The organism is Aurantiacibacter spongiae (assembly GCF_003815535.1).
GTDB lineage: Bacteria > Pseudomonadota > Alphaproteobacteria > Sphingomonadales > Sphingomonadaceae > Alteraurantiacibacter > Alteraurantiacibacter spongiae.
Genome location: NZ_RPFZ01000001.1, coordinates 579,560 through 598,014, shown reverse-complemented (window position 1 = coordinate 598,014; position 18,455 = coordinate 579,560). Strand labels below are relative to the sequence as shown.

15 protein-coding genes and 1 riboswitch are annotated in these 18,455 nt (G+C 68.1%); of the genes, 5 read left to right on the top strand and 10 right to left on the bottom strand.

The window, feature by feature from the left end:
- Positions 1-16: 16 nt before the first annotated feature.
- The 6 genes from EG799_RS02995 to EG799_RS02970 all read right to left on the bottom strand — a co-directional run bounded on the left by EG799_RS02995 (position 17) and on the right by EG799_RS02970 (position 8,496).
- A complete protein-coding gene (locus tag EG799_RS02995) occupies positions 17-2,872 on the bottom strand; it encodes a 2-oxoglutarate dehydrogenase E1 component (protein WP_123878422.1) in 2,856 nt (951 codons plus the stop codon).
- Positions 2,873-2,902: 30 nt separating this feature from the next.
- Positions 2,903-3,793, bottom strand: coding sequence for a succinate--CoA ligase subunit alpha (gene sucD, locus EG799_RS02990; protein WP_123878420.1), 891 nt, complete (start codon positions 3,791-3,793; stop codon positions 2,903-2,905).
- Positions 3,794-4,055: 262 nt separating this feature from the next.
- Positions 4,056-5,018, bottom strand: a complete 963-nt coding sequence (mdh, locus tag EG799_RS02985; RefSeq protein ID WP_123878418.1) for a malate dehydrogenase — start codon at positions 5,016-5,018, stop codon at positions 4,056-4,058.
- Between the two features lie 276 nt (positions 5,019-5,294).
- A complete protein-coding gene (locus tag EG799_RS02980; protein ID WP_148085428.1) occupies positions 5,295-6,854 on the bottom strand; it encodes an EAL domain-containing protein in 1,560 nt (519 codons plus the stop codon).
- Positions 6,855-6,958: 104 nt separating this feature from the next.
- Complete coding sequence (locus EG799_RS02975; protein ID WP_234028992.1) at positions 6,959-7,312, bottom strand: hypothetical protein; 354 nt, start codon at positions 7,310-7,312, stop codon at positions 6,959-6,961.
- 101 nt (positions 7,313-7,413) lie between these two features.
- Positions 7,414-8,496 (bottom strand): cell wall hydrolase, encoded by a 1,083-nt coding sequence (locus tag EG799_RS02970; protein ID WP_234028991.1) that lies wholly within the window; start codon positions 8,494-8,496, stop codon positions 7,414-7,416.
- Positions 8,497-8,612: 116 nt separating this feature from the next.
- A riboswitch (cobalamin riboswitch) is annotated at positions 8,613-8,815 on the top strand.
- 92 nt (positions 8,816-8,907) lie between these two features.
- Between EG799_RS02970 and EG799_RS02965 the strand changes: the two genes are divergently transcribed.
- Genes EG799_RS02965 through EG799_RS02945 form a run of 5 tightly spaced genes read left to right on the top strand, consistent with a single transcriptional unit; the run spans position 8,908 to position 13,665 of the window.
- Positions 8,908-10,833 (top strand): TonB-dependent receptor plug domain-containing protein, encoded by a 1,926-nt coding sequence (locus tag EG799_RS02965; protein ID WP_123878412.1) that lies wholly within the window; start codon positions 8,908-8,910, stop codon positions 10,831-10,833.
- Positions 10,830-11,657, top strand: coding sequence for an ABC transporter substrate-binding protein (locus tag EG799_RS02960; protein WP_234028990.1), 828 nt, complete (start codon positions 10,830-10,832; stop codon positions 11,655-11,657). The genes EG799_RS02965 and EG799_RS02960 overlap by 4 nt, the downstream gene beginning before the upstream one ends.
- On the top strand, positions 11,654-12,616 hold the full coding sequence (locus EG799_RS02955; RefSeq protein WP_123878410.1) for a FecCD family ABC transporter permease: 963 nt from the start codon (positions 11,654-11,656) through the stop codon (positions 12,614-12,616). The genes EG799_RS02960 and EG799_RS02955 overlap by 4 nt, the downstream gene beginning before the upstream one ends.
- The gene (locus EG799_RS02950) at positions 12,613-13,371 is read left to right on the top strand and encodes an ABC transporter ATP-binding protein (RefSeq protein ID WP_234028989.1); all 759 of its coding nucleotides are present in this window, start codon (positions 12,613-12,615) and stop codon (positions 13,369-13,371) included. The genes EG799_RS02955 and EG799_RS02950 overlap by 4 nt, the downstream gene beginning before the upstream one ends.
- A gap of 3 nt (positions 13,372-13,374) precedes the next feature.
- On the top strand, positions 13,375-13,665 hold the full coding sequence (locus EG799_RS02945; RefSeq protein WP_234028988.1) for a GCN5-related N-acetyltransferase: 291 nt from the start codon (positions 13,375-13,377) through the stop codon (positions 13,663-13,665).
- A 58-nt stretch (positions 13,666-13,723) separates the two neighbouring features.
- Here EG799_RS02945 and EG799_RS02940 read toward each other — a convergent pair whose 3' ends face one another.
- The 4 genes from EG799_RS02940 to thpR form a co-directional block, all read right to left on the bottom strand.
- Positions 13,724-15,943, bottom strand: a complete 2,220-nt coding sequence (locus EG799_RS02940; RefSeq protein WP_123878408.1) for a M3 family metallopeptidase — start codon at positions 15,941-15,943, stop codon at positions 13,724-13,726.
- Between the two features lie 132 nt (positions 15,944-16,075).
- Complete coding sequence (locus tag EG799_RS02935) at positions 16,076-16,759, bottom strand: hypothetical protein (protein ID WP_234028987.1); 684 nt, start codon at positions 16,757-16,759, stop codon at positions 16,076-16,078.
- Between the two features lie 58 nt (positions 16,760-16,817).
- Positions 16,818-17,687, bottom strand: a complete 870-nt coding sequence (locus tag EG799_RS02930; RefSeq protein ID WP_234028986.1) for a lysozyme — start codon at positions 17,685-17,687, stop codon at positions 16,818-16,820.
- Positions 17,688-17,897: 210 nt separating this feature from the next.
- The gene (gene thpR, locus EG799_RS02925) at positions 17,898-18,431 is read right to left on the bottom strand and encodes an RNA 2',3'-cyclic phosphodiesterase (protein WP_123878406.1); all 534 of its coding nucleotides are present in this window, start codon (positions 18,429-18,431) and stop codon (positions 17,898-17,900) included.
- Positions 18,432-18,455 lie beyond the last annotated feature (24 nt).

Here is an 18,455-nt window from a genome sequence, read left to right as displayed (position 1 = left end):
TGCGTCCTCGGAATTGTCAGGTCTTGGCGCGGGCGTTGCGCTCGGCATTGGTCTTGCCGCGACTGGAAAGGCCCAGCGCGACGGAGACGAGCGCCTCCTGCTGCGCCTGGTGGCGGCTGGCGAATCCCGTCGCGGGCGAGGCGGCGTCCTCGCGCCCGGCATAGCGGGGGCGCATCCCCTCGTGCCCGGCGGCGGTGAGCGCCTTCTCGATCCGGCTCTCTACGAAGAACCACGCGCCCATGTTCTGCGGTTCCTCCTGACACCAGATCACCTCTTCCAGGTTGCTCATCCGCGCCAGCCGTACGGCCAGCGGATCGCCGGGGAAGGGGTAGAGCTGCTCGATCCGCACGATGGATACGTCGTCCACCTGCTCGTCCTCGCGCTTCTCCATGAGGTCGTAGGCGACCTTGCCCGAACACAGCACGAGCCGGCGCACCTTGTCGTCCGCCACGTCGACCGGGTCGGACAGGATGCGCTTGAAATGCGTCTCTCCGGTGAAGTCGCTGGCCGGGCTCTTGGCCATCGGATGCCGCAGCAGGCTCTTGGGGCTCATGATGATGAGCGGCTTGCGGAACGGGCGCAGCATTTGCCGGCGCAGGACATGGAAGTAATTGGCCGGGCTGGTGATGTTGCACACCTGCAGATTGTCGTTCGCGCACAATTGCAGGAACCGTTCGAGCCGCGCGGAGGAGTGTTCCGGACCCTGCCCCTCGTACCCGTGGGGCAGCAGCATGACCAGCCCGTTGGCGCGCATCCACTTCACCTCGCCCGCGGCGATGAACTGATCGATCATCACCTGTGCGCCGTTGGCGAAATCGCCGAACTGCGCCTCCCACAGCACCAGCGTCTTGGGGTCGGCGAGGGCGAAACCGTATTCGAAACCGAGGATGCCGAACTCGCTCAGCGTCGAATCGTACACCTCGAACTTGCCGTGCGGCAGGGTGGCGAGGGGAATGTACTTCTTCTCATCCTCCTGATCGATCCAGGTCGCGTGCCGCTGGCTGAACGTGCCGCGCGCCGAATCCTGCCCCGACAGGCGCACGCCGAAGCCCTCGGTTACCAGGCTGCCGAAGGCGAGAGCCTCGGCCGTGGCCCAGTCGAACCCTTCGCCCTTCTCGAACATCTCGCGCTTGGCGTCGATCACCCGCTTGAGCGTCCGGTGGATCTTGTGATCGTCCGGAACGGTGGTCAGCGTGCGACCAAGGCTGTCGAACAGCTTCTTCTCGATCGCGGTCTGCGCGTTGCGGCGCGCGGTTTCGGGGTCGGCGGGCTTGTGCAGGCCCGACCAGCGCCCGGCGAACCACTCGATGTCGTTCGGCTTGAAGCTCTTGGCCGCCTCGAACTCCTCGTCGAGATGGGCGATGAACTCGTCGCGGGCGGCGGGGGCGGTACCCGGATCGATCACGCCCTGTTCCAGCAGCCTGTCCGAATACAGCTGCGACACGCGCGGATGACCCTTGATCTGCGCATACATCAGCGGCTGGGTGAAGCTCGGCTCGTCACCCTCGTTATGGCCGAAGCGGCGATAGCACCACATGTCGATCACGATGTCGCGCTTGAATCGCTGGCGGTATTCGATCGCCAGCTTGCAGGCGAAGGTCACGGCTTCCGGATCATCGCCGTTCACGTGCAGGATCGGCGCCTGCACGCCTTTCGCTACGTCGCTGGGATAGGGCGAGGAGCGCGCGAATTGCGGGCTGGTGGTGAAGCCGATCTGGTTGTTGATGACGAAGTGGATGCACCCGCCGGTGGAATAGCCGCGCACGCCGGACAGGCCGAAACATTCCCACACCACGCCCTGCCCGGCGAAGGCGGCGTCGCCGTGGATCAGCACCGGCAGCACCGTCTCGTGCCGGTCGAGATCGTCGCGGAACGCCTGCTGGGCGCGCGTCTTGCCCAGCACGACGGGGTTGACCGCCTCCAGGTGGGAGGGGTTGGGAACCAGGCTCATATGCACCTTGATGCCGTCGAACTCGCGATCGGTGCTGGTGCCGAGGTGGTATTTCACATCGCCCGATCCGCCCACGTCGTCGGGGTTGGCGCTGCCGCCGGAAAACTCGTGGAAGATGACCTTGTAGGGCTTGGCCATCACGTTCGCGAGCACGTTCAGCCGCCCGCGATGCGCCATGCCGTAGATGATCTCGCGCACGCCGGTCGCCCCGCCATACTTGATGACCGCTTCCAGCGCCGGGATCATCGCCTCGCCGCCGTCGAGACCGAAGCGCTTGGTGCCGACATATTTCTTGGCCAGGTACTTCTCGTATTCCTCGCCCCGGATCACCGCCTGGAGAATGGCGCGCTTGCCTTCGGGGGTGAACTCGATGACCTTGTCCGGCCCCTCGAACCGCTCCTGCAGGAAGCGGCGCTCCTCCACGTCGGAGATGTGCATGTATTCGAGGCCGACGTTACCGCAGTAATTGGCCCGCAGCGTCTCCACCAGCTTGACCGGCGTGACCCATTCGAAATCGAGCACGCCGCCGACATAGACCTCGCGCTCCAGCGCGTCGCCGGTGAAACCGTGATACTCCAGCGTCAGGTCGGCGGGCAGCTCGCGCTGGGACAGGCCGAGCGGATCGAGGTCGGCGGCCAGGTGCCCGCGCACCCGGTAGGAGCGGATGAGCATCATGGCGCGGTTGGAATCGTCCGCGGCCTGGACGACCCGCGCCTGGTCGATGGATTTGCCCGCGCGCTGCGCCGCTTCGGTGACGATGGACATCATCGCCGTCGGATCGAGCGCCTGCGTCAGGTCGTCCGCCGCATCGGCGAACGGGTCGGCGTCCATCGGCCAGCGCGGATTGGCCCAGCTCGGCCCCTGCTGCCCATCGCCCTGATGCGGCAGCTCGGGAAGGAAATCGCGCGGTTCTTTACCCATGTGTCCTACCTCTCGCGGGGGGAGGCCCTTCTATGCGAGCTCTTTGAGCAGGGCGTCGAGCGTGGTGCCCAGTTCGCTCGGCGATTGCGCGACGCGGATGCCGGCATCTTCCAGCGCCGCGATCTTGTCGTCCGCGCCGCCGCTGCCGCCCTGCACGATGGCGCCGGCATGGCCCATGCGGCGGCCCGGGGGCGCGGTGCGTCCGGCGATGAAGCCGACCATCGGCTTGCGCCGGCCCTTGGCAGCCTCTTCCTTGATGAAGGCGGCGGCCTCTTCCTCGGCGCTGCCCCCGATCTCGCCGATCATGATGATCGACTTGGTGGCGTCGTCGTCCAGGAACAGGTCGAGCACGTCGATGAAATTGGTGCCGTTCACCGGATCGCCGCCGATGCCGACCGCGGTCGTCTGGCCAAGGCCCACCTGCGTGGTCTGGTGCACCGCCTCGTAAGTCAGTGTGCCGGAGCGGCTGACGACACCGACCGTGCCTTCGGAGAAGATGGAGCCGGGCATGATGCCGATCTTGCATTCGCCGGGCGTCAGCACGCCAGGGCAGTTGGGGCCGATCAGGCGGCTCTTGCTGCCCGACAGGGCACGCTTCACCTTGACCATGTCGAGCACCGGAATGCCTTCGGTAATGGCGACGATCAGCTCCACCTCGGCGTCGATGGCCTCCAGGATCGAGTCCGCGGCGAACGGCGGCGGGACATAGATGACAGAGGCCGTCGCGCCCGTCTCCTTAACCGCCTCGCGCACCGTGTCGTAGACGGGCAGGCCGATATGCTGAGTGCCGCCCTTGCCGGGCGTGACGCCGGCGACCATCTTGGTACCGTAATCGAGCGCCTGCTGCGTGTGGAAGGTGCCGGTGTCACCGGTCATCCCCTGCGTGATGACCTTGGTGGATTTGTTTACGAGGATGCTCATATCTTTTGGTCCCAGTATTTGGCTCTCGAACGTGGATCAAACAAAATTACAAATGCGCATACCCAACCGAAGAAAAAGTAGAAGAAAAGCGCGGCTAAGTATGGATGAGGGTAATTTACACTCGGTCTGAGACAAAAAATTCCTGCAATTATTATCCAAAACAGAAATACTATTAAAGTAAGCCATCGCCGATGAAGGAACCACGTCAGGCTGGGTAATGCGCCCAATGCTACGATGCCTAGAACGAGTAGAAGATCCAGCATTAAGTCAGCGAGCTATCCAGCCCCTTGCACGCCTCCAGCAATTCCTCGACCGCGTCCGTGCTGACCTTGAGGTTGCTCTTCTCCTCGTCGGACAGGTCTATCTCGATCACCTCTTCCGTGCCGCCCGCGCCGATCACGGTAGGGACGCCGACATACAACCCGTCGAGGCCGTATTTGCCCTCGACATAGCTGGCGCAGGGCAGGACGCGCTTCTGGTCGCCCAGATACGCCTCGGCCATGGCGATCGCGCTGGTGGCGGGGGCGTAGTAGGCCGAGCCATTACCCAGCAGGCCGACGATCTCGCCGCCGCCCTTGCGCGTGCGGTCGACGATTGCGTCGATGCGATCCTCGCTCACGCCCTTGATCTTCGCGAAATCCTTTACCGGGATGCCGTTGATCGTGGTGTAGCTGGTGACGGGCACCATCGTGTCGCCGTGGCCGCCCAGCACGAAGGCGTTGACGTCCTTCACGCTGACGTCGAACTCCCACGCCAAGAAGGTTGCGAAGCGCGCGCTATCGAGCACGCCCGCCATGCCGACCACCTTGTTGTGCGGCAGGCCGCTGAACTCGCGCAGCGCCCAGACCATCGCGTCCAACGGGTTGGTGATGCAGATCACGAAGGCGTCAGGCGCGTTTGCCTTGATGCCTTCGCCCACCTGCTTCATCACCTTGAGGTTGATGCCGAGCAGATCGTCGCGGCTCATCCCCGGCTTGCGCGGCACGCCGGCGGTGACGATGATGACGTCCGCACCGGCGATGTCGGCATAATCGTTGGTGCCGGTGATCCTGGCGTCGAAGCCCTCCACAGGGCCGCACTGCGACAGGTCGAGCGCCTTGCCCTGTGGCATCCCCTCGGCGATGTCGAACAGGACGATGTCGCCCATTTCCTTCTTCGCGGCGAGATGGGCGAGGGTGCCGCCGATCATGCCGGAGCCGATGAGTGCGATTATCTTGCGGGCCATAACGGGTCTGCCGGTCCTTCCTCGTGTCGGGCGCATCGTGTTCAGCCGACCCGTGGCGGAGCCGGCCGGCGGTACCCATGCGCCCCGTGACTACAGGTGCGTCCGCCGGGTTTCGCCCGCCGCCCTAGGATGGCGTCCGGACCATTGCAACAGCCAATCCGCCGCCATTTTCGCTAACAGTTCGCAATAGCAAAAACTGGACCGGAAAAGCCGGCAAGTCCCTATCAGACGCAGCACTGCGCCGCACGTTCCCGTGCCCGTGGCGGGTCGCCGGGATCAGCTAGCCAGTCGCGGACGATGGGCGGGGTCGGCCAGCACGCGAAGCGCATTCGCTTCGCGCAGGAGCGGCAGGACCTGCGCGTGCGTCATCTCCCCGCCGCAATGGCGACCCTGCCCGATCGTGCAGCCCATCCGGCGCAGCGCCGCATACCGGGCGGCCGTGTCCACGCCGGTCGCCAGGATTTCGAGCGCCGCGTCGTGTTTCCGCGCCGCCGCAATTCGCGAGGCAGCCTCGCCGCACTCGGAAAGGACGCGGCCATCGACTTTGAGGACGCCGATCGACCACCGGCGGGCGGGCCATGCGGCCTGCGTGCTGCCCGTCGCCTCGTCGAGAGCGAAGGTCACGCCCGCCTGCTCCATCGCGGAGAGGAATGCGGCCGTATCGTCGCCGCGGAACACGCGCTCTGTCAGGTTCAAACGCAACCGTCCGGCGTCGAGACCGTTGGCGCCGAGCGTCGCCAGCATCGCGATAGCGGCGCCGGGGGCGGCGATGTGGACCGGCGACGGCGTGATCGCCAGGCCGACGCGCCCGGGCCATCGGGTTGCCGTCCGCGCCGCTTCGGCGATCAGCCCGTTGTCCAGCGCGCCGACCAGGCCGCTCTCCTCGGCGACGGGCACGAAGTCGTCCGCCGCCACCTCGCCGTGTGTCGGATGCAGCCAGCGCAGCGAGGCCTCGAAAGTGCGAATGCGTCCGCTTGCGAGATCGACTTCGGGGGCGAACCGGATCGCCAGCTCTCCGCGCTGGATCGCGCCGCGCAGGTCCGCCTCCAGGTCGCGCCTTTGGGCCGCGGCGCGAACCATCGTCCTGTCGTGAAAGCAGATACGCCCGGGACCGCCGCGCCGCGCGTGATAGAGCGCCATGTCCGCCGCCTGCATCAGGGTGTCGAGCGTTCCCGCGTCGTCGGGGAACAGCGCTGCGCCGATTGCCGCGGGATGACGCACGCGGTATCCGGATATCCGCATGGGAGCGGCAAGACCGTCCCCCAGAACGCGCGACAGCCGCTGCGCCGCGTGGCGGTCGGAACACGGCGCGGCGACCGCGAACGGTCCTCCCTCGAACCGGGCGAGCGCGCTGTCGGCGGGAAGCGCGGCGGTGAGACGAGCGGCCGCCTCGCGCAGCACCTTGTCCGCGGCCTCCTCGCCCAGCCGGTCGGCGGTTTCCCGCAAGCGCGGCAGGTCGAGCCGGAAGACGGCCAGCTTGCGGCCCGGCGGCGTGCGCGCCAGCAGCGCGGGAAGGGCGTGGGCGAAGCCGATGCGATTGAGGCACCCGGTTACGGGATCGTGGCGAACCTCCTCGCGCAGCGCCTCGAGCCCGGCGCGGCTTTCTTCCAGCAAGGCGATCCGCTCGCCGAGTTGCGCCAGCATGGTGGCGAGGATGCCGGCCAGTCCGAGGAAGAGGCAAGGCGCCACGACGGCCACGAGCAGCGCGCCTGTCCCGTGCGTGAGGAGACCGGCGGCAAGCAGGGGGATGAGTACGGCGAGCAGCGACAGGTGCACGCGGCGTGCGGCGGGCCTGCCTGACATGTGCCGTGTCGTCTTGTCGATGAAGTTGAACACTGCCTGCTCCCCGGTCCGGAGGGCATGCCTAGGAAGATGCGATCAAGCAGTGGTTAAACAAATATCCGCATTTTGCCGTAAGTGGCTGGTCGATAATGGTAAAGTCAGGCGAGGCGCGCCAGCTCGTCGAGGCGGGAGGCCATCGCGCCGTCGAGCGCCCGGCACACTTCCAGCCACCAGCGATAGCCGCGCGCATCGCCGCCCCTCCGGGCTGCCACGGCCTGCCGCCGGGCCTGATCCGCGGCTTCCACGCCATGCTGCGCGAACAGGCGCAGCGCGGCGTAGCGGTAGCGCTCCGCCAGCAGTCCCGCGGAACCGGCCGCATTGTCGTTCGCCGCTCCGCCCAGGGAAAACCGGCGGGCGAGCGCGCGCGGCATGCGGGTCCGCAGGCGATGATCGGCGGCGGCGAAGCGGATGGACATGGCAAACCCCTGTTCTGTCGCGGGACGGGCCGCCATCGACCCGCCGCGAACGGCCCTAGGGGCGGGCACGCTAAGACGGGGTTTGCCGGAATGGTTTCCGAAGCGTTGTGGCCGGCGCGTGCCCTCGTCGAGCGCGCTCAGGGGCGGTCTTTCCAGCGACCACTATTCGCGTATTGCGCGCGCACGGTGCCGCCGGCGGGCAGGTTGTCCGGCTGCGCGCCAGCTCGCTCTTCTGCCGGAGCCGGAGCGATCGCAGCGGCGGGAGCGCCGGTGCCCGGCTCGAATCCACCTGACCCCCGGTCGGTAATTGCCGGCGCGGCGACCGGAGCGTGCAACGGGTCGGGGGCCGGGCCATAGTTCGCATCGCGCCCCGGCACCGGCTCGGCCCCGCCGTAGCGGCCGGTGAAGGCAGCGGCGAAACCGGCCGCTCCCGGCCAGCGATAGAATATGTGCGCGCCGATGACCGCCGTGCGTTGCAGGCTCGGCGCCCAGTAGGGATGCACGGCCAGCGTATGATAGTGGGTCGAGGTGCCGACCGGGGCATAGACCGCGCCCGCCAGCGCCTCGCGCGCTACGCGCGAAGCTCTCGCCCACGCCGCGCGTGCTCTGCCCCGGGCCAGCGATCCGTCGCAGGTGAAGGTGAACTGGCACCCGGTCGCCCGGTTCGATCCCTGAAACACCACGCCGCACACATTGGATGGCCAGGCGGGATGCGCGACCCGGTTCAGCACCACCTGAGCGACGGCGCGTTGTCCGGCGTCCGATTCGCTCGCCGCCTCGTAATAGACGGCCATCGCCAGGCATTCCTGCGCGCGGACCCGGTCGAGGGCGGTTCCCGCCATGCGCAGGGGGGCGACGCTCATGAGGGGAGCGAGGGGAGTGTCCGCAGCGCCGGGCGCGGCAAGGCCGGCTTCGCCCCCTGCCGACGCGCGGGTTGGCCGGAAGCGTGCTGCATCCGGCGCGGGCACGGGCGTATCCTCGAGGTAGTAGAAGGCGGAACCGGGAAAGCTCTCTCCCGCGATCTCGAACCCCATCGGCCGTGCGACGGGGGATCTCGCCCCGGCGCTTTCCGGCGCGCCCGGCGCGGCGAGGGCGGGCACGGCGAAGGCCACCGCCAGGACGCCGGCACGCTTCAGCAGCGCGGCACGGTGGTGGGACGCGGCGACGAGGGCGCGGCGAGCGAATCCGGCGAGGCGGGCGGAGAGGGGGCGATCCGGCACGCCTGCCATCTAGAGCGTAAGAACCGCGCGGACACCCGGCGCCGCGCGGCTGTCCCGAAGGGGGACGGCATCGCCCCCGCGCCTTCCCCATTGCCTCGGGCGGGCCGTGCGCCTATCGGCTGCAACGAGTCACGGGTTGTCCGCGCCCGCCGCCTGGCGGGCCGGACCGAAGAGGGAAGCGGGTGCGATACCCGCGCTGCCCCCGCAACTGTGACCGGGGAGCGATCCCGCCAGGTGCCACTGTCCCCCGAGGGGCGGGAAGGCGGCGGGAAAGCGTCGATCCGGGAGCCAGGAGACCTGCCGGTGACTGTCGTTCGGCTGCGGGCGGGGTGTACCGGCGGCCAGCGGAAAGTGCGCCCCCGCGCGTGCCCTCCGTCAGAAACGGCAAGTTCGCTTTTGACCGGAGGAAACGTGCGCAAATATCTGATTCTCGGGGCATCCGCCCTCTCGCTGGCCGTGCCCGCCGCGGCACAGGATGCTGGCTCTCCGTGCGAGGACGTGGCCAGCGCATCCGGCTTCTGTCCCACGCCGGAGGACACCATCACCGTTACCGCCACCGGCACGCGCACCAGCGTCGATGCCACGGGGCAGGCGGTGACCGTGCTGGGCCGCAACGAGATCGTCAGCCTGCAGACGCCCGATCTCACCCGCGTGCTGGAGCGCGTTCCCGGCCTCACCGTCACGCGCAACGGCGGGGTTGGCGGCTTTACCGGGGTCCGCCTGCGCGGCTCGGAAGCGGAACAGGTGCTGGTCATCGTGGACGGCGTGCGCGTGGCCGATCCGGCCTCGCCCGCAGGCGGATACGATTTCGGCAATCTCCTGGCGAGCGACATCGACAAGCTCGACGTGCTGCGCGGGTCCAACTCGACAATCTGGGGTTCGGACGCCGTCGGCGGCGTGATCCTGGCGAGCACCTTGCAGCGGACCGGGCTGGATGCGAGCGCCCAATACGGATCGGACGACACGTTCAGCGGACGGCTGGCCGGCGGCCTGTCCGATGCCGATACCGGTTATATCGGCGCGTCGGCGACCTATTTCGGCACGGACGGTTTTTCCGCCGCCGCGGCCGGCACGGAACCCGACGGGTTCGAGCAATGGGCGCTGAACGGCCATGCGCGCTACTATTTCTCCGACCAATTCGAGCTGTTCGCCCGCGCCCGTTACGCCGAGGGTGAACTGGACATCGACGGGACACCGCCGCCGCTCTACGCGCTCGCCGACACGCCGGAATATCAGGACACGCGCCATCTGGCCGCCTCTGCCGGCGCGGTTTACGACACCGGGCCGCTGTTCCTGCAAGGTGCCTACAGCTTCGCCGATACCGCGCGCGACAATTACGATCCCGCGTCGGGCGACGCGCCCACCTTCACCAGCGACGGACGCTCGGACAGGGTGGAGGTGCGCGGCGAATGGCGTCCGTTCGGCCCGCTGCTCGTCAATTTCGGGGCGGAAAACGAGTGGACCAGCTACCGCACCGCCTACGACGCGGGCGAGGAGACCCGCATCTTCGGCGCGTATGCGCAGGGCGGCATCGAATGGCGCGGCATCAACGCGCATCTGGGGGCGCGTTTCACCGATCACGCCGATTTCGGCAGCGCGGTCAGCTTCGGCGGCGATGCCAGCTATGGCCTCGGCGATGGCTGGCGCGTCCGGGCGAGCGTGGGCGAGGGGTTCAAGGCGCCGAGCCTGTTCCAGCTCTATAGCGATTACGGCAATCTCGCCTTGCAGCCGGAGGAAAGCACCAGCGTCGATGTCGGCCTCGCCTACGGCACGCGGGCGCTGGAAGGCACGGACACATACGCCGCGCTCACCCTGTTCCGCCGGGATACGGACGACCAGATCGCCTTCGTCAGCTGTTTCGGGCGCACCGACGCCATCTGCGAGGACCGGCCCTTCGGCACCTACGAGAATGTCGGGCGCACCCGCGCGCAGGGAATCGAGTTCGAAAGCTGGGTGCGTGCCGGGTCCGGGGTGACACTGGGCGCACTCTACGCCTTCACCGATACCGAAAACCGTTCGCCCGGAAGCGCCGAGGCGGGCAATCGCCTTGCCCGCCGCCCGCGCTTCGCCGCGACATTCACCGGCGAATGGACGCCCCTCGCGCGGCTCACGCTGGGCGCGGATCTGCGCATCGTCACCGCCAGTTTCGACGACGCGGCGAACACCGTGCGGCTGGACGGATACGAAACGCTGGCCCTGCGCGCGGCGCTGGGCCTGACCGAGCGCGTGCAGGTGTTCGGGCGGGTAGAGAATGTCTGGGACGAGGACTACCAGACGGCCGCCGGCTATGCCACGCAAGGCAGGGCCGTGCATGTCGGCGCGCGGCTGGCGCTGTGAGCCGCGGCGGCGTACGGGCGCTGTTCGCGGCGCTGGCGCTGTGGCTTGGCGGTTGCGCTGCCGCTCCCGCATCGGCCCCCGCTGCGCCCGGCGCACCCACCATCGTCAGCCTCAACCCCTGCGCCGACGCGATACTGGCACAGGTCGCCGCGCCGGCGCAGGTGCTGGCGCTGTCGCATTACAGTCACGATCCCGCCGCGAGTTCGCTGCCGCAGTCCGTCGCGCGTCGCTACCGGGTGACGGGCGGCACGGCTGAGGAAGTCATCGCGCTGGCGCCCGATCTGGTGGTGGCCGACAGCTTTCTTCCCCCCGCCACACGCGCGGCGCTGGAGCGCGCGGGCATCCGTATCGAGACGGTCGGCATGGTTTCCACCCTTGCCGAGAGCGAGGCTCAGGTGCGCGCGCTGGCGCGGGTGGCGGGCCATCCTGCCGCCGGGGATTCGCTCGTGGCACGGATCGAGGCTGCCTGGGACGATTACGCAAGGCCGGGCAGGAAACTGCGCACCTTGCTGTGGCAGCAGGGCGGCATCGTGCCGGGCGAGGCGACGCTGGCCGCCGCGATGCTCGAACACGCCGGCTTCGCCAGCCATTCCGCTGCGCGGGGGCTGGGACAGGGTGCCTATCTGCCGCTCGAGGAAGTGCTCGCCGATCCGCCCGAACTGGTCCTTGTGACCGGAGACGAGCGGGCGCTGACCCATCCGGCGCTGCGTGCGCGCGGGGATATCGCCTGGCGGCATCTCGACCCCTCGCTGCTTTATTGCGGCGGACCGACGATCCCGCGCGCGCTGGCGCGGCTGGCTGCGATCCGGGACGAGCTTTCGTGAACCGGGCCGTCAGCGTGTTCGGCGTCGCTCTGCTGGTGGCGCTGCCGCTCAGCCTGCTGGCCGGGCGCGTGTGGGTCGATCCGGCGACCACGCCCAATGCCGTCCCCATCCTCGCCGAACTGCGCCTGCCGCGCGCGGTCCTGGCGCTGATCGTCGGTGGAGGGCTGGGCGCGGCGGGGGCGGCGATGCAGGGCTATCTGCGCAATCCGCTCGCCGATCCGGGCCTGTTCGGCATCGCGCCTGGCGCCGCCTTCGGGGCGGTCATGGCGCTTTATGTCGGCGTCGCGACTGCGGTGCTGCTGCCGGCCTTCGCCCTCTCCGGAGCGGCGGGGGCGATGGCGCTGCTCGCACTGATCGCCGGGCGCACGAGCAGCCCGGCGAACGGCATCGCCCTGTTCACGCTGGCGGGCATGATGATCGCCAGCCTCGCTGGCGCGTTCACCAGCCTCGCCATCAGCCTTGCGCCCAACGCCTTCGCGATGAGCGCCATCGTCACCTGGCTGATGGGCGCGCTGACCGACCGCAGCTGGCACGACGTGGTGCTGTCCGCGCCGCTGACGCTTGCGGGCGTGGCGCTGCTATGGCGCGCGGGCGCGGCGCTCGATGCGCTGACGCTGGGCGAGGATGCCGCCCGCTCGCTTGGCATGGAGCCCTCGCGGCTGCGCTGGCTGATGGTGCTCGGCACCGGCCTGACCGTCGGCAGCGGCGTGGCGGTGGCGGGGATCATCGGTTTCGTCGGGCTGATCGTGCCCCACCTGGTGCGACCGCTGACCGATCGCCGCCCCAGCGCGCTGATCGTGCCGAGCGCGCTGGCCGGGGCGTTGCTGGTGCTGGTGGCCGACGTCGTCTGCCGCGTCCTGCCGCTGGTCACGGAATTGCGGCTCGGTATCGCCCTCAGCCTGATCGGCGCCCCGTTCTTCCTCTGGTTGCTGCTGCGCATGCGCCGGGGGCTGGCGTGAACACGCCCGGCGGCGAGGAGGGCCTGGCGGCGAGCGGCGTGACCGTCGCAGGGCGCCTGCACGACCTTTCCGCCCGGCTTCGCCACGGCACCATCACCGCCATCTGCGGCCCCAACGGAGCGGGCAAGAGCACGCTGCTGTCGTGCCTTGCAGGCCTGCTCGATCCCGACACGGGCGGCGTGAAACTGAGCGGCGAGCTGCTGGACGAAATGCCACCGCGTGCCCGCGCCCGCCGGCTCGGCTACCTTCCGCAATCGGGCGAGGTGGCGTGGGACGTGACCGTCGCCGCGCTGGTCGCGCTAGGGCGGCTGCCGCAAGGCGACGCGCGCTCCGACGCGGGACGCGCCGCCATCGGCGCCGCCCTCGCCGCGACCGACCTTCACAGCTTCACCGGTCGACGCGTCCTGACGCTTTCGGGCGGAGAGAAGGCGCGCGTGCTGCTCGCCCGCGTGCTCGCGGGGGAACCGGACTGGATCCTCGCCGACGAGCCGCTCGCCGCGCTCGACCTGGCGCACCAGCTCGCCATGCTGCGCGTGCTGCGCCGACAGGCGGAGCGCGGTGCGGGGGTGGTGCTGGTGCTCCACGACCTCGCGCTCGCCATGAACCATGCCGACCGCGTGCTGGTGCTGGACGCGGGACACCTGGCGGCGGACGGCGCACCCGACCGGGCGCTCTCGGCTTCGACCATCGCGCAGGTCTGGCAGGTCGGCGCCCGCTGGATCGGGGAACCCGGCGCCCGCGCGCTCGTCACCTGAAGCGTGAGCGAGCGTGACGAACTCGAGGCGCGCTGGTTCGCCCTGACGCGCGAGGACATGCCGGCCGCGGCACGGGCGCGGAGCTGGCCGGTTCGCCTCGATCACTGCTTCCAGCGGATCCTGCTCGACAATGCGGCGGGGCAAGCCTGGCGCGAGGCGATCGCGCCGCCCGCCTACCGCAACGCGCCGGACGCGCTGCTGGCGAAGGCGGTGCGCCTGGGCGAGGCAGCGCTGGCGGGGGAGGCGGATCTCGCCGAGCTCAACCACCGCTCGCTGGCGATGCGCGGCAAATGACAAGAGGCCGGAACCACGCAGGTTCCGGCCCCCTTTTGAAGCGTTCTCAACCGGAGCTTTACTCCGCGCCTTCCGCCCCGTTCACCGCGTTGACGGTATCGTCTTCCGGGATCAGCCCGCGCGCTTCCAGCATCGGTTCGACCTGCGGATCGTGGCCGGTGAAGTCGCGGAACATGACGGCGTAGGGCTTGGAATGGCCCTGGCCGAGGAAGGTCGCCCGGATGCGGTCGCCCATCGCCCGGCTCATGCCGCCATTGTTCTCGACATAGCTGTAGGCGTCGTGCGCCAGCATCTCGGTCCAGGTATAGGCGTAATACCCCGCCGAATAGCCGTGGACGAAGATATGCCGGAAATACGGCGTGCGATAGCGCGGCGGCACCAGATCGGTGCGCAGCCCCATCTCGGACAGCGCGTTCTGCTCGAAGCCGAGGATGTCGTTGACCTCGGTGCCCGGCGGGATCGAGTGCCAGTCCATGTCGAGCAGCGAGGCGGCGATGATCTCGCCGAAGGCGTGCCCCTGGTTGAACTTGCCCGCCCGGTCGATCGCCTCGACCATTTCGGCCGGGATCACCTCGCCCGTCTGCCAGTGCTTCGCGTAGTTGCGCAGCACCTCGGGATCGGCGGCGAAGCCTTCATGGAACTGGCTGGGAAATTCGACCCAGTCGCGCGCCGTGTTGGTGCCCGACAGCGAGGAGTATTCCTGATCCGCGAACATGCCGTGCAGCGCATGACCGAATTCGTGGAACATGGTGGTCACGTTGTCCCACGTCGCCAGCGCCGGCTCGCCATCGGCGGGCGGCACGATGTTGAGCGTGTTGGAGATGACCGGCTTCATGCCCAGCAGACGGCTCTGCTCGATGAAGTTGTTCATCCACGCGCCGCCCGACTTGTTCTCCCGCGCGAAGGGATCGAAGTAGAACAGGGCCAGCTCCGACCCGTCCTTGTCATAGACGGTGTAGGTGCTGATGGAATCGTCGTAGACGGGGATGTCGTCGCGCTTCTCGAAGGTCAGGCCGTACAGCTTGTTGGCCATGTAGAAGACGCCGTCCTCCAGCACCTTGTCGACCACGAAGTACTGCTTGATCTCCTCGTTATCGAGGGCGTAGCGCTCCTGCCGCACCTTGGCCGCGTAATAGGGCCAGTCCCACGGCTGCAGCTCGAACGTAGCGCCGTCCTCCTCGGCCCGCGCCTGGAGCAGCGCCGCCTCGCGGTCCTGCGTGGCGCGCAGCGCCGGCACCATCTCGCGCATGAAGCCGATCGCGGTTTCCGGGGAATCGGCGAAGCGATCGTACATCTGCCAGGTGGCGTAATCGTCCACGCCGAACAGGCCGGCGATGCGGGTGCGCAGCGCGATGGTCTCGCGGATGGCGTCCATGGTCGAGTTCTCGCCCGACTGGTTGCGGTTCCAGCTCGCCTTGAACAGCCGTTCGCGCACATCGCGATTGTCGAGCTGTTCCAGCATCGGCTGGTTGGTCGTGTTGGTGAGCGTCAGCACATATTTGCCGTCCAGCCCCTTCTCGGCGGCGGCATCGGCGGCGGCGGCGATCTGCCCGTCGGTGAGACCGGCCAGCTCCGCGCGCGTGTCGACGGTGATCGACGCGGCGGCCGAACCGTCGGTAATGTCCTGCGAGATCTGCGAGGAAAGGGTCGAGAGCCGCTCGTTGATCTGGCGCAGTTCGGCCTGCTTGGCCGCGTCCAGCAGCGCGCCCGAATGCACGAAGTCGGCGTAGGTCGTCTCCAGCAGCATGGCGTCCTCGGGCGTCATGCTCATGGCGGCGCGGTTGTCGTACACCGCCTTCACCCGGGCGAACAGGTCCGGGTTGAGGTAGATGGAATCGCTCATCGAGGCGATCTGCGGGGCCAGCGCCTCGTCCGCCGCGGCGAGCGTGTCGTTGATGTTCGCGCTCACCAGCTGGCCGAACGCCGCGTAGGAACGGTTGAAGACGCCGCCGGCGCGTTCCATCGCGACAATGGTGTTGTCGAAGGTCGGCGGGTTGGGATTGTGGGCGATCGCGTCGATCTCGGCAAGCTGGATGCCGATCGCCTCCTCGATGATCGGCTGCCATTCCTCGTCGGAGATCCGGTCGAATTGCGGGGCGTGGAACGGCAGGTCGGAAGGCTGTGCGAAGACGCTGGTGGCCTGCGGAATGGCGGGATCGTAGGCGACGGGCGCGGGCATGGCGGATCCGGTTTCCATATCGCCCTCGGGCATGGTGGTGGTGCAGGCGGTGGCGAGGGCGGCGAGCATCGTGCCGGCCAGCAGGCGCTTGGTGTTCATGCGGATGGATGTCCTCGAAGTCAGCTGTGATGGCGAAGAACGGTCCGCGGACGGGACCGTTTCAGTTGCAACCTGTAACCTTGCACAACCAATCTGCCAAGACGCTGAACGAGACCGGGAAGTGGGCCGCGATCAGACGGTTACGCCCGCCGCTTCCGGCTTCTCGGCCGCTCGGCGCGCGGCGGCGATCGCCTCGGACAGCGCCTGCCGGTTGACGGTGACGAGGCGTGGCCTCCCGCCACGCCGATCCGCGACCATCCATACCGAGCCGAGCCGGAAGAAGGCGCCCTCGTCCGGCACCACGGTCATGTCCTCCAGCCTGAGCTGTGTCATCATGTCGAGCATTTCGGGCGAGAACACCTCGTCGAACCCCGCATCGACCAGTTCGCTTTCGCTCACGTCGCGCCGGTTGCCCTCGGCATCGATATATTGCAGCGGAATGTCGAGTTCGCGCAGCAGGGCCGCGCGGTCGTTCCCTGCCGCGGCGGCGCGGATGGCGCCGAGAGCATCCTCGAACTGGCTGGCGCTGGTTCCCGTCGCGCAGGAGATGGCGCCGCCGTCCACGGTGTCGTTCGCCCGGTCGAACGCCCGGTCCGGACGATCCTGGCCGTCCCAGATCACCATCAGGCAATCCCTTTCCGCCTGTTGCTGCGGCGGCGTCAGGGATTGCAGCGCCAGATCGTTGGTCGTCCGTTCGACAACCGTCGCGCTTTCGTTCGAACATCCGGCAACGAGACCGGCAAGGGCCAGCACCGCCGCCGTGCCGATAGCGACGGCGGGGTTGGAACGGGATGGATCGGTTGGTCGGGCGGTCATCGTTCGGTTAGTGGCGGTACTGCGCCGCGTTGCAGGGTTCGTTTTCGAAACGCGCCGGTCAGGTGCTTACCTGGCCGTAGGAATCGACGGTCGCGGCGCGCGGATCGTCATAGGACGCGTCCATGAAGATCGACTGCCGCCTCTCGCTCCTGAACACCAGGCCGCGCGCTTCCTCCCCGCCCGCGTGGTGATATTGCAGTTCGTCGGCAATGCCGTCGTAATCGCGCACCATGATCGCGTCGTTGAGCTTGGGACTCTTGTCGGGGGTCACGTTGCCTTCGCCGACATTATAGACAAGATCGACCAGCGCATCGAATTCGTGCTGGTATAGCGGCAGATCGCGCGCCAGTCGGCGGACGCCCTCCTCCGCCTTTTCAAGATCGCTGTCGAGGAAGTCGAGGGCGTCTTCGTAGGTGATGCGGTCGCCGACGCTCAGCCCGTCCTCGGGCGTGACCAGGTGCCCCACGCCCACGGTCGGATACCCGGCAACGTCGCGATAGACGGTCAGCCGGACGCCCTCTTCCTCCGCCAGCGCTTCCTTCATGGTGTCGCTGACCTTCAGTTTCTCGGCGTCCATGCGAACCTGCGATGCGTCGAGCATCCTTACGGCCTTGGTCGGCGTCTGGTTGTCGACCGCCGCGGTGTTGAGGCCCATGACCGCGGCCGACATGGCGACCGCTGCCTTGCGCTTGCGCATACGCCCGCCAAGGCTACGGCCCCTGCCGGACTTGCGCTTCTTGCGCATGGCGGACTTGAACTCGCCCACCATCTGGCTGCGCATCCAGTTGACGGCGGGGGCAAGCTCTTCCTGTGTTCTGGGGTTGATCGGCCGCTCGCGCAGGGGCGGATGGGTCGATTCCTCTCTTCGTCGTCGCAGCGCGGCGTCGGCCCGTTCGGGCTTCGCGGTCGTCTGGGTTGAAGTCGGCATGTTTGTCCTGTTCGTAATTACGAGGGCAGGCCGCCATGGGTATTCGTCGTGAACGGCTCCTGCCGGGTATTTCGGCTTTCACTCATTCAACGGGCGGGGGGAGGGCAAAGGTCCGCCATTCGTCCGATGGGACAAACGGCCCATGCGACAGCGCTTGACAGACGAAGATTTGTCCCGGCCTCGTGAAACTATCGAATATTGCGCGGTAAACTACGGAAACTTATGCAATTCCTCGTAAACCGCGCCATTGGGCGTCAGGTCGCTTTCGAATAGCGAGACGTGGTCTGCCCGCCATGTCCGGGGTGCAAGATCGCCATGCGCCGCCAGCCATGGTCCGACCGGCGCGCTGCCCGAATTGAGCCGCGCCAGGGTGACGTGCGGCACGAACTTGCGCGTTTCCGGCGGGCAACCGGCCCGGCGGCATGCCCGTTCCACCCGTTCCTGCAAGGCCAGGAGATCCAGGGAAGCCTCGCCGCGCGCCCAGATCGCCCGGGCGCGCCCCTTGCGTTCGAAATGGCCGACCCCCGCCAGACGCACCTCGAACGGATCGAAGTGCAGCCGCGAGAGGACGGTGCAAATATCCTCGAACTGCGCCCGATCGACCTCGCCGATGAAGCGCAGCGTCAGATGCAGATTGTCGGCGTCCTGCCAGCGCGCGCCGGGCAGCCCTTCCATGGTGTCGAGCAGCGTATCGGCGACATCCTCGGGCGGGCGCAGGGCGACGAACAGGCGATGGCGCGACATCGCGCGAAGGTGGGGAGCGTGCCC

What these genes read in the sequence shown, in the direction of transcription:
- EG799_RS02930 (WP_234028986.1), bottom strand. Translation starts at nt 17,687, where the DNA reads ATGCCGACTTCAACCCAGACGACCGCGAAGCCCGAACGGGCCGACGCC.
- thpR (WP_123878406.1), bottom strand. Translation starts at nt 18,431, where the DNA reads ATGTCGCGCCATCGCCTGTTCGTCGCCCTGCGCCCGCCCGAGGATGTC.
- EG799_RS02995 (WP_123878422.1), bottom strand. Translation starts at nt 2,872, where the DNA reads ATGGGTAAAGAACCGCGCGATTTCCTTCCCGAGCTGCCGCATCAGGGC.
- EG799_RS02940 (WP_123878408.1), bottom strand. Translation starts at nt 15,943, where the DNA reads ATGAACACCAAGCGCCTGCTGGCCGGCACGATGCTCGCCGCCCTCGCC.
- EG799_RS02975 (WP_234028992.1), bottom strand. Translation starts at nt 7,312, where the DNA reads ATGGCGGCCCGTCCCGCGACAGAACAGGGGTTTGCCATGTCCATCCGC.
- EG799_RS02935 (WP_234028987.1), bottom strand. Translation starts at nt 16,759, where the DNA reads ATGACCGCCCGACCAACCGATCCATCCCGTTCCAACCCCGCCGTCGCT.
- mdh (WP_123878418.1), bottom strand. Translation starts at nt 5,018, where the DNA reads ATGGCCCGCAAGATAATCGCACTCATCGGCTCCGGCATGATCGGCGGC.
- sucD (WP_123878420.1), bottom strand. Translation starts at nt 3,793, where the DNA reads ATGAGCATCCTCGTAAACAAATCCACCAAGGTCATCACGCAGGGGATG.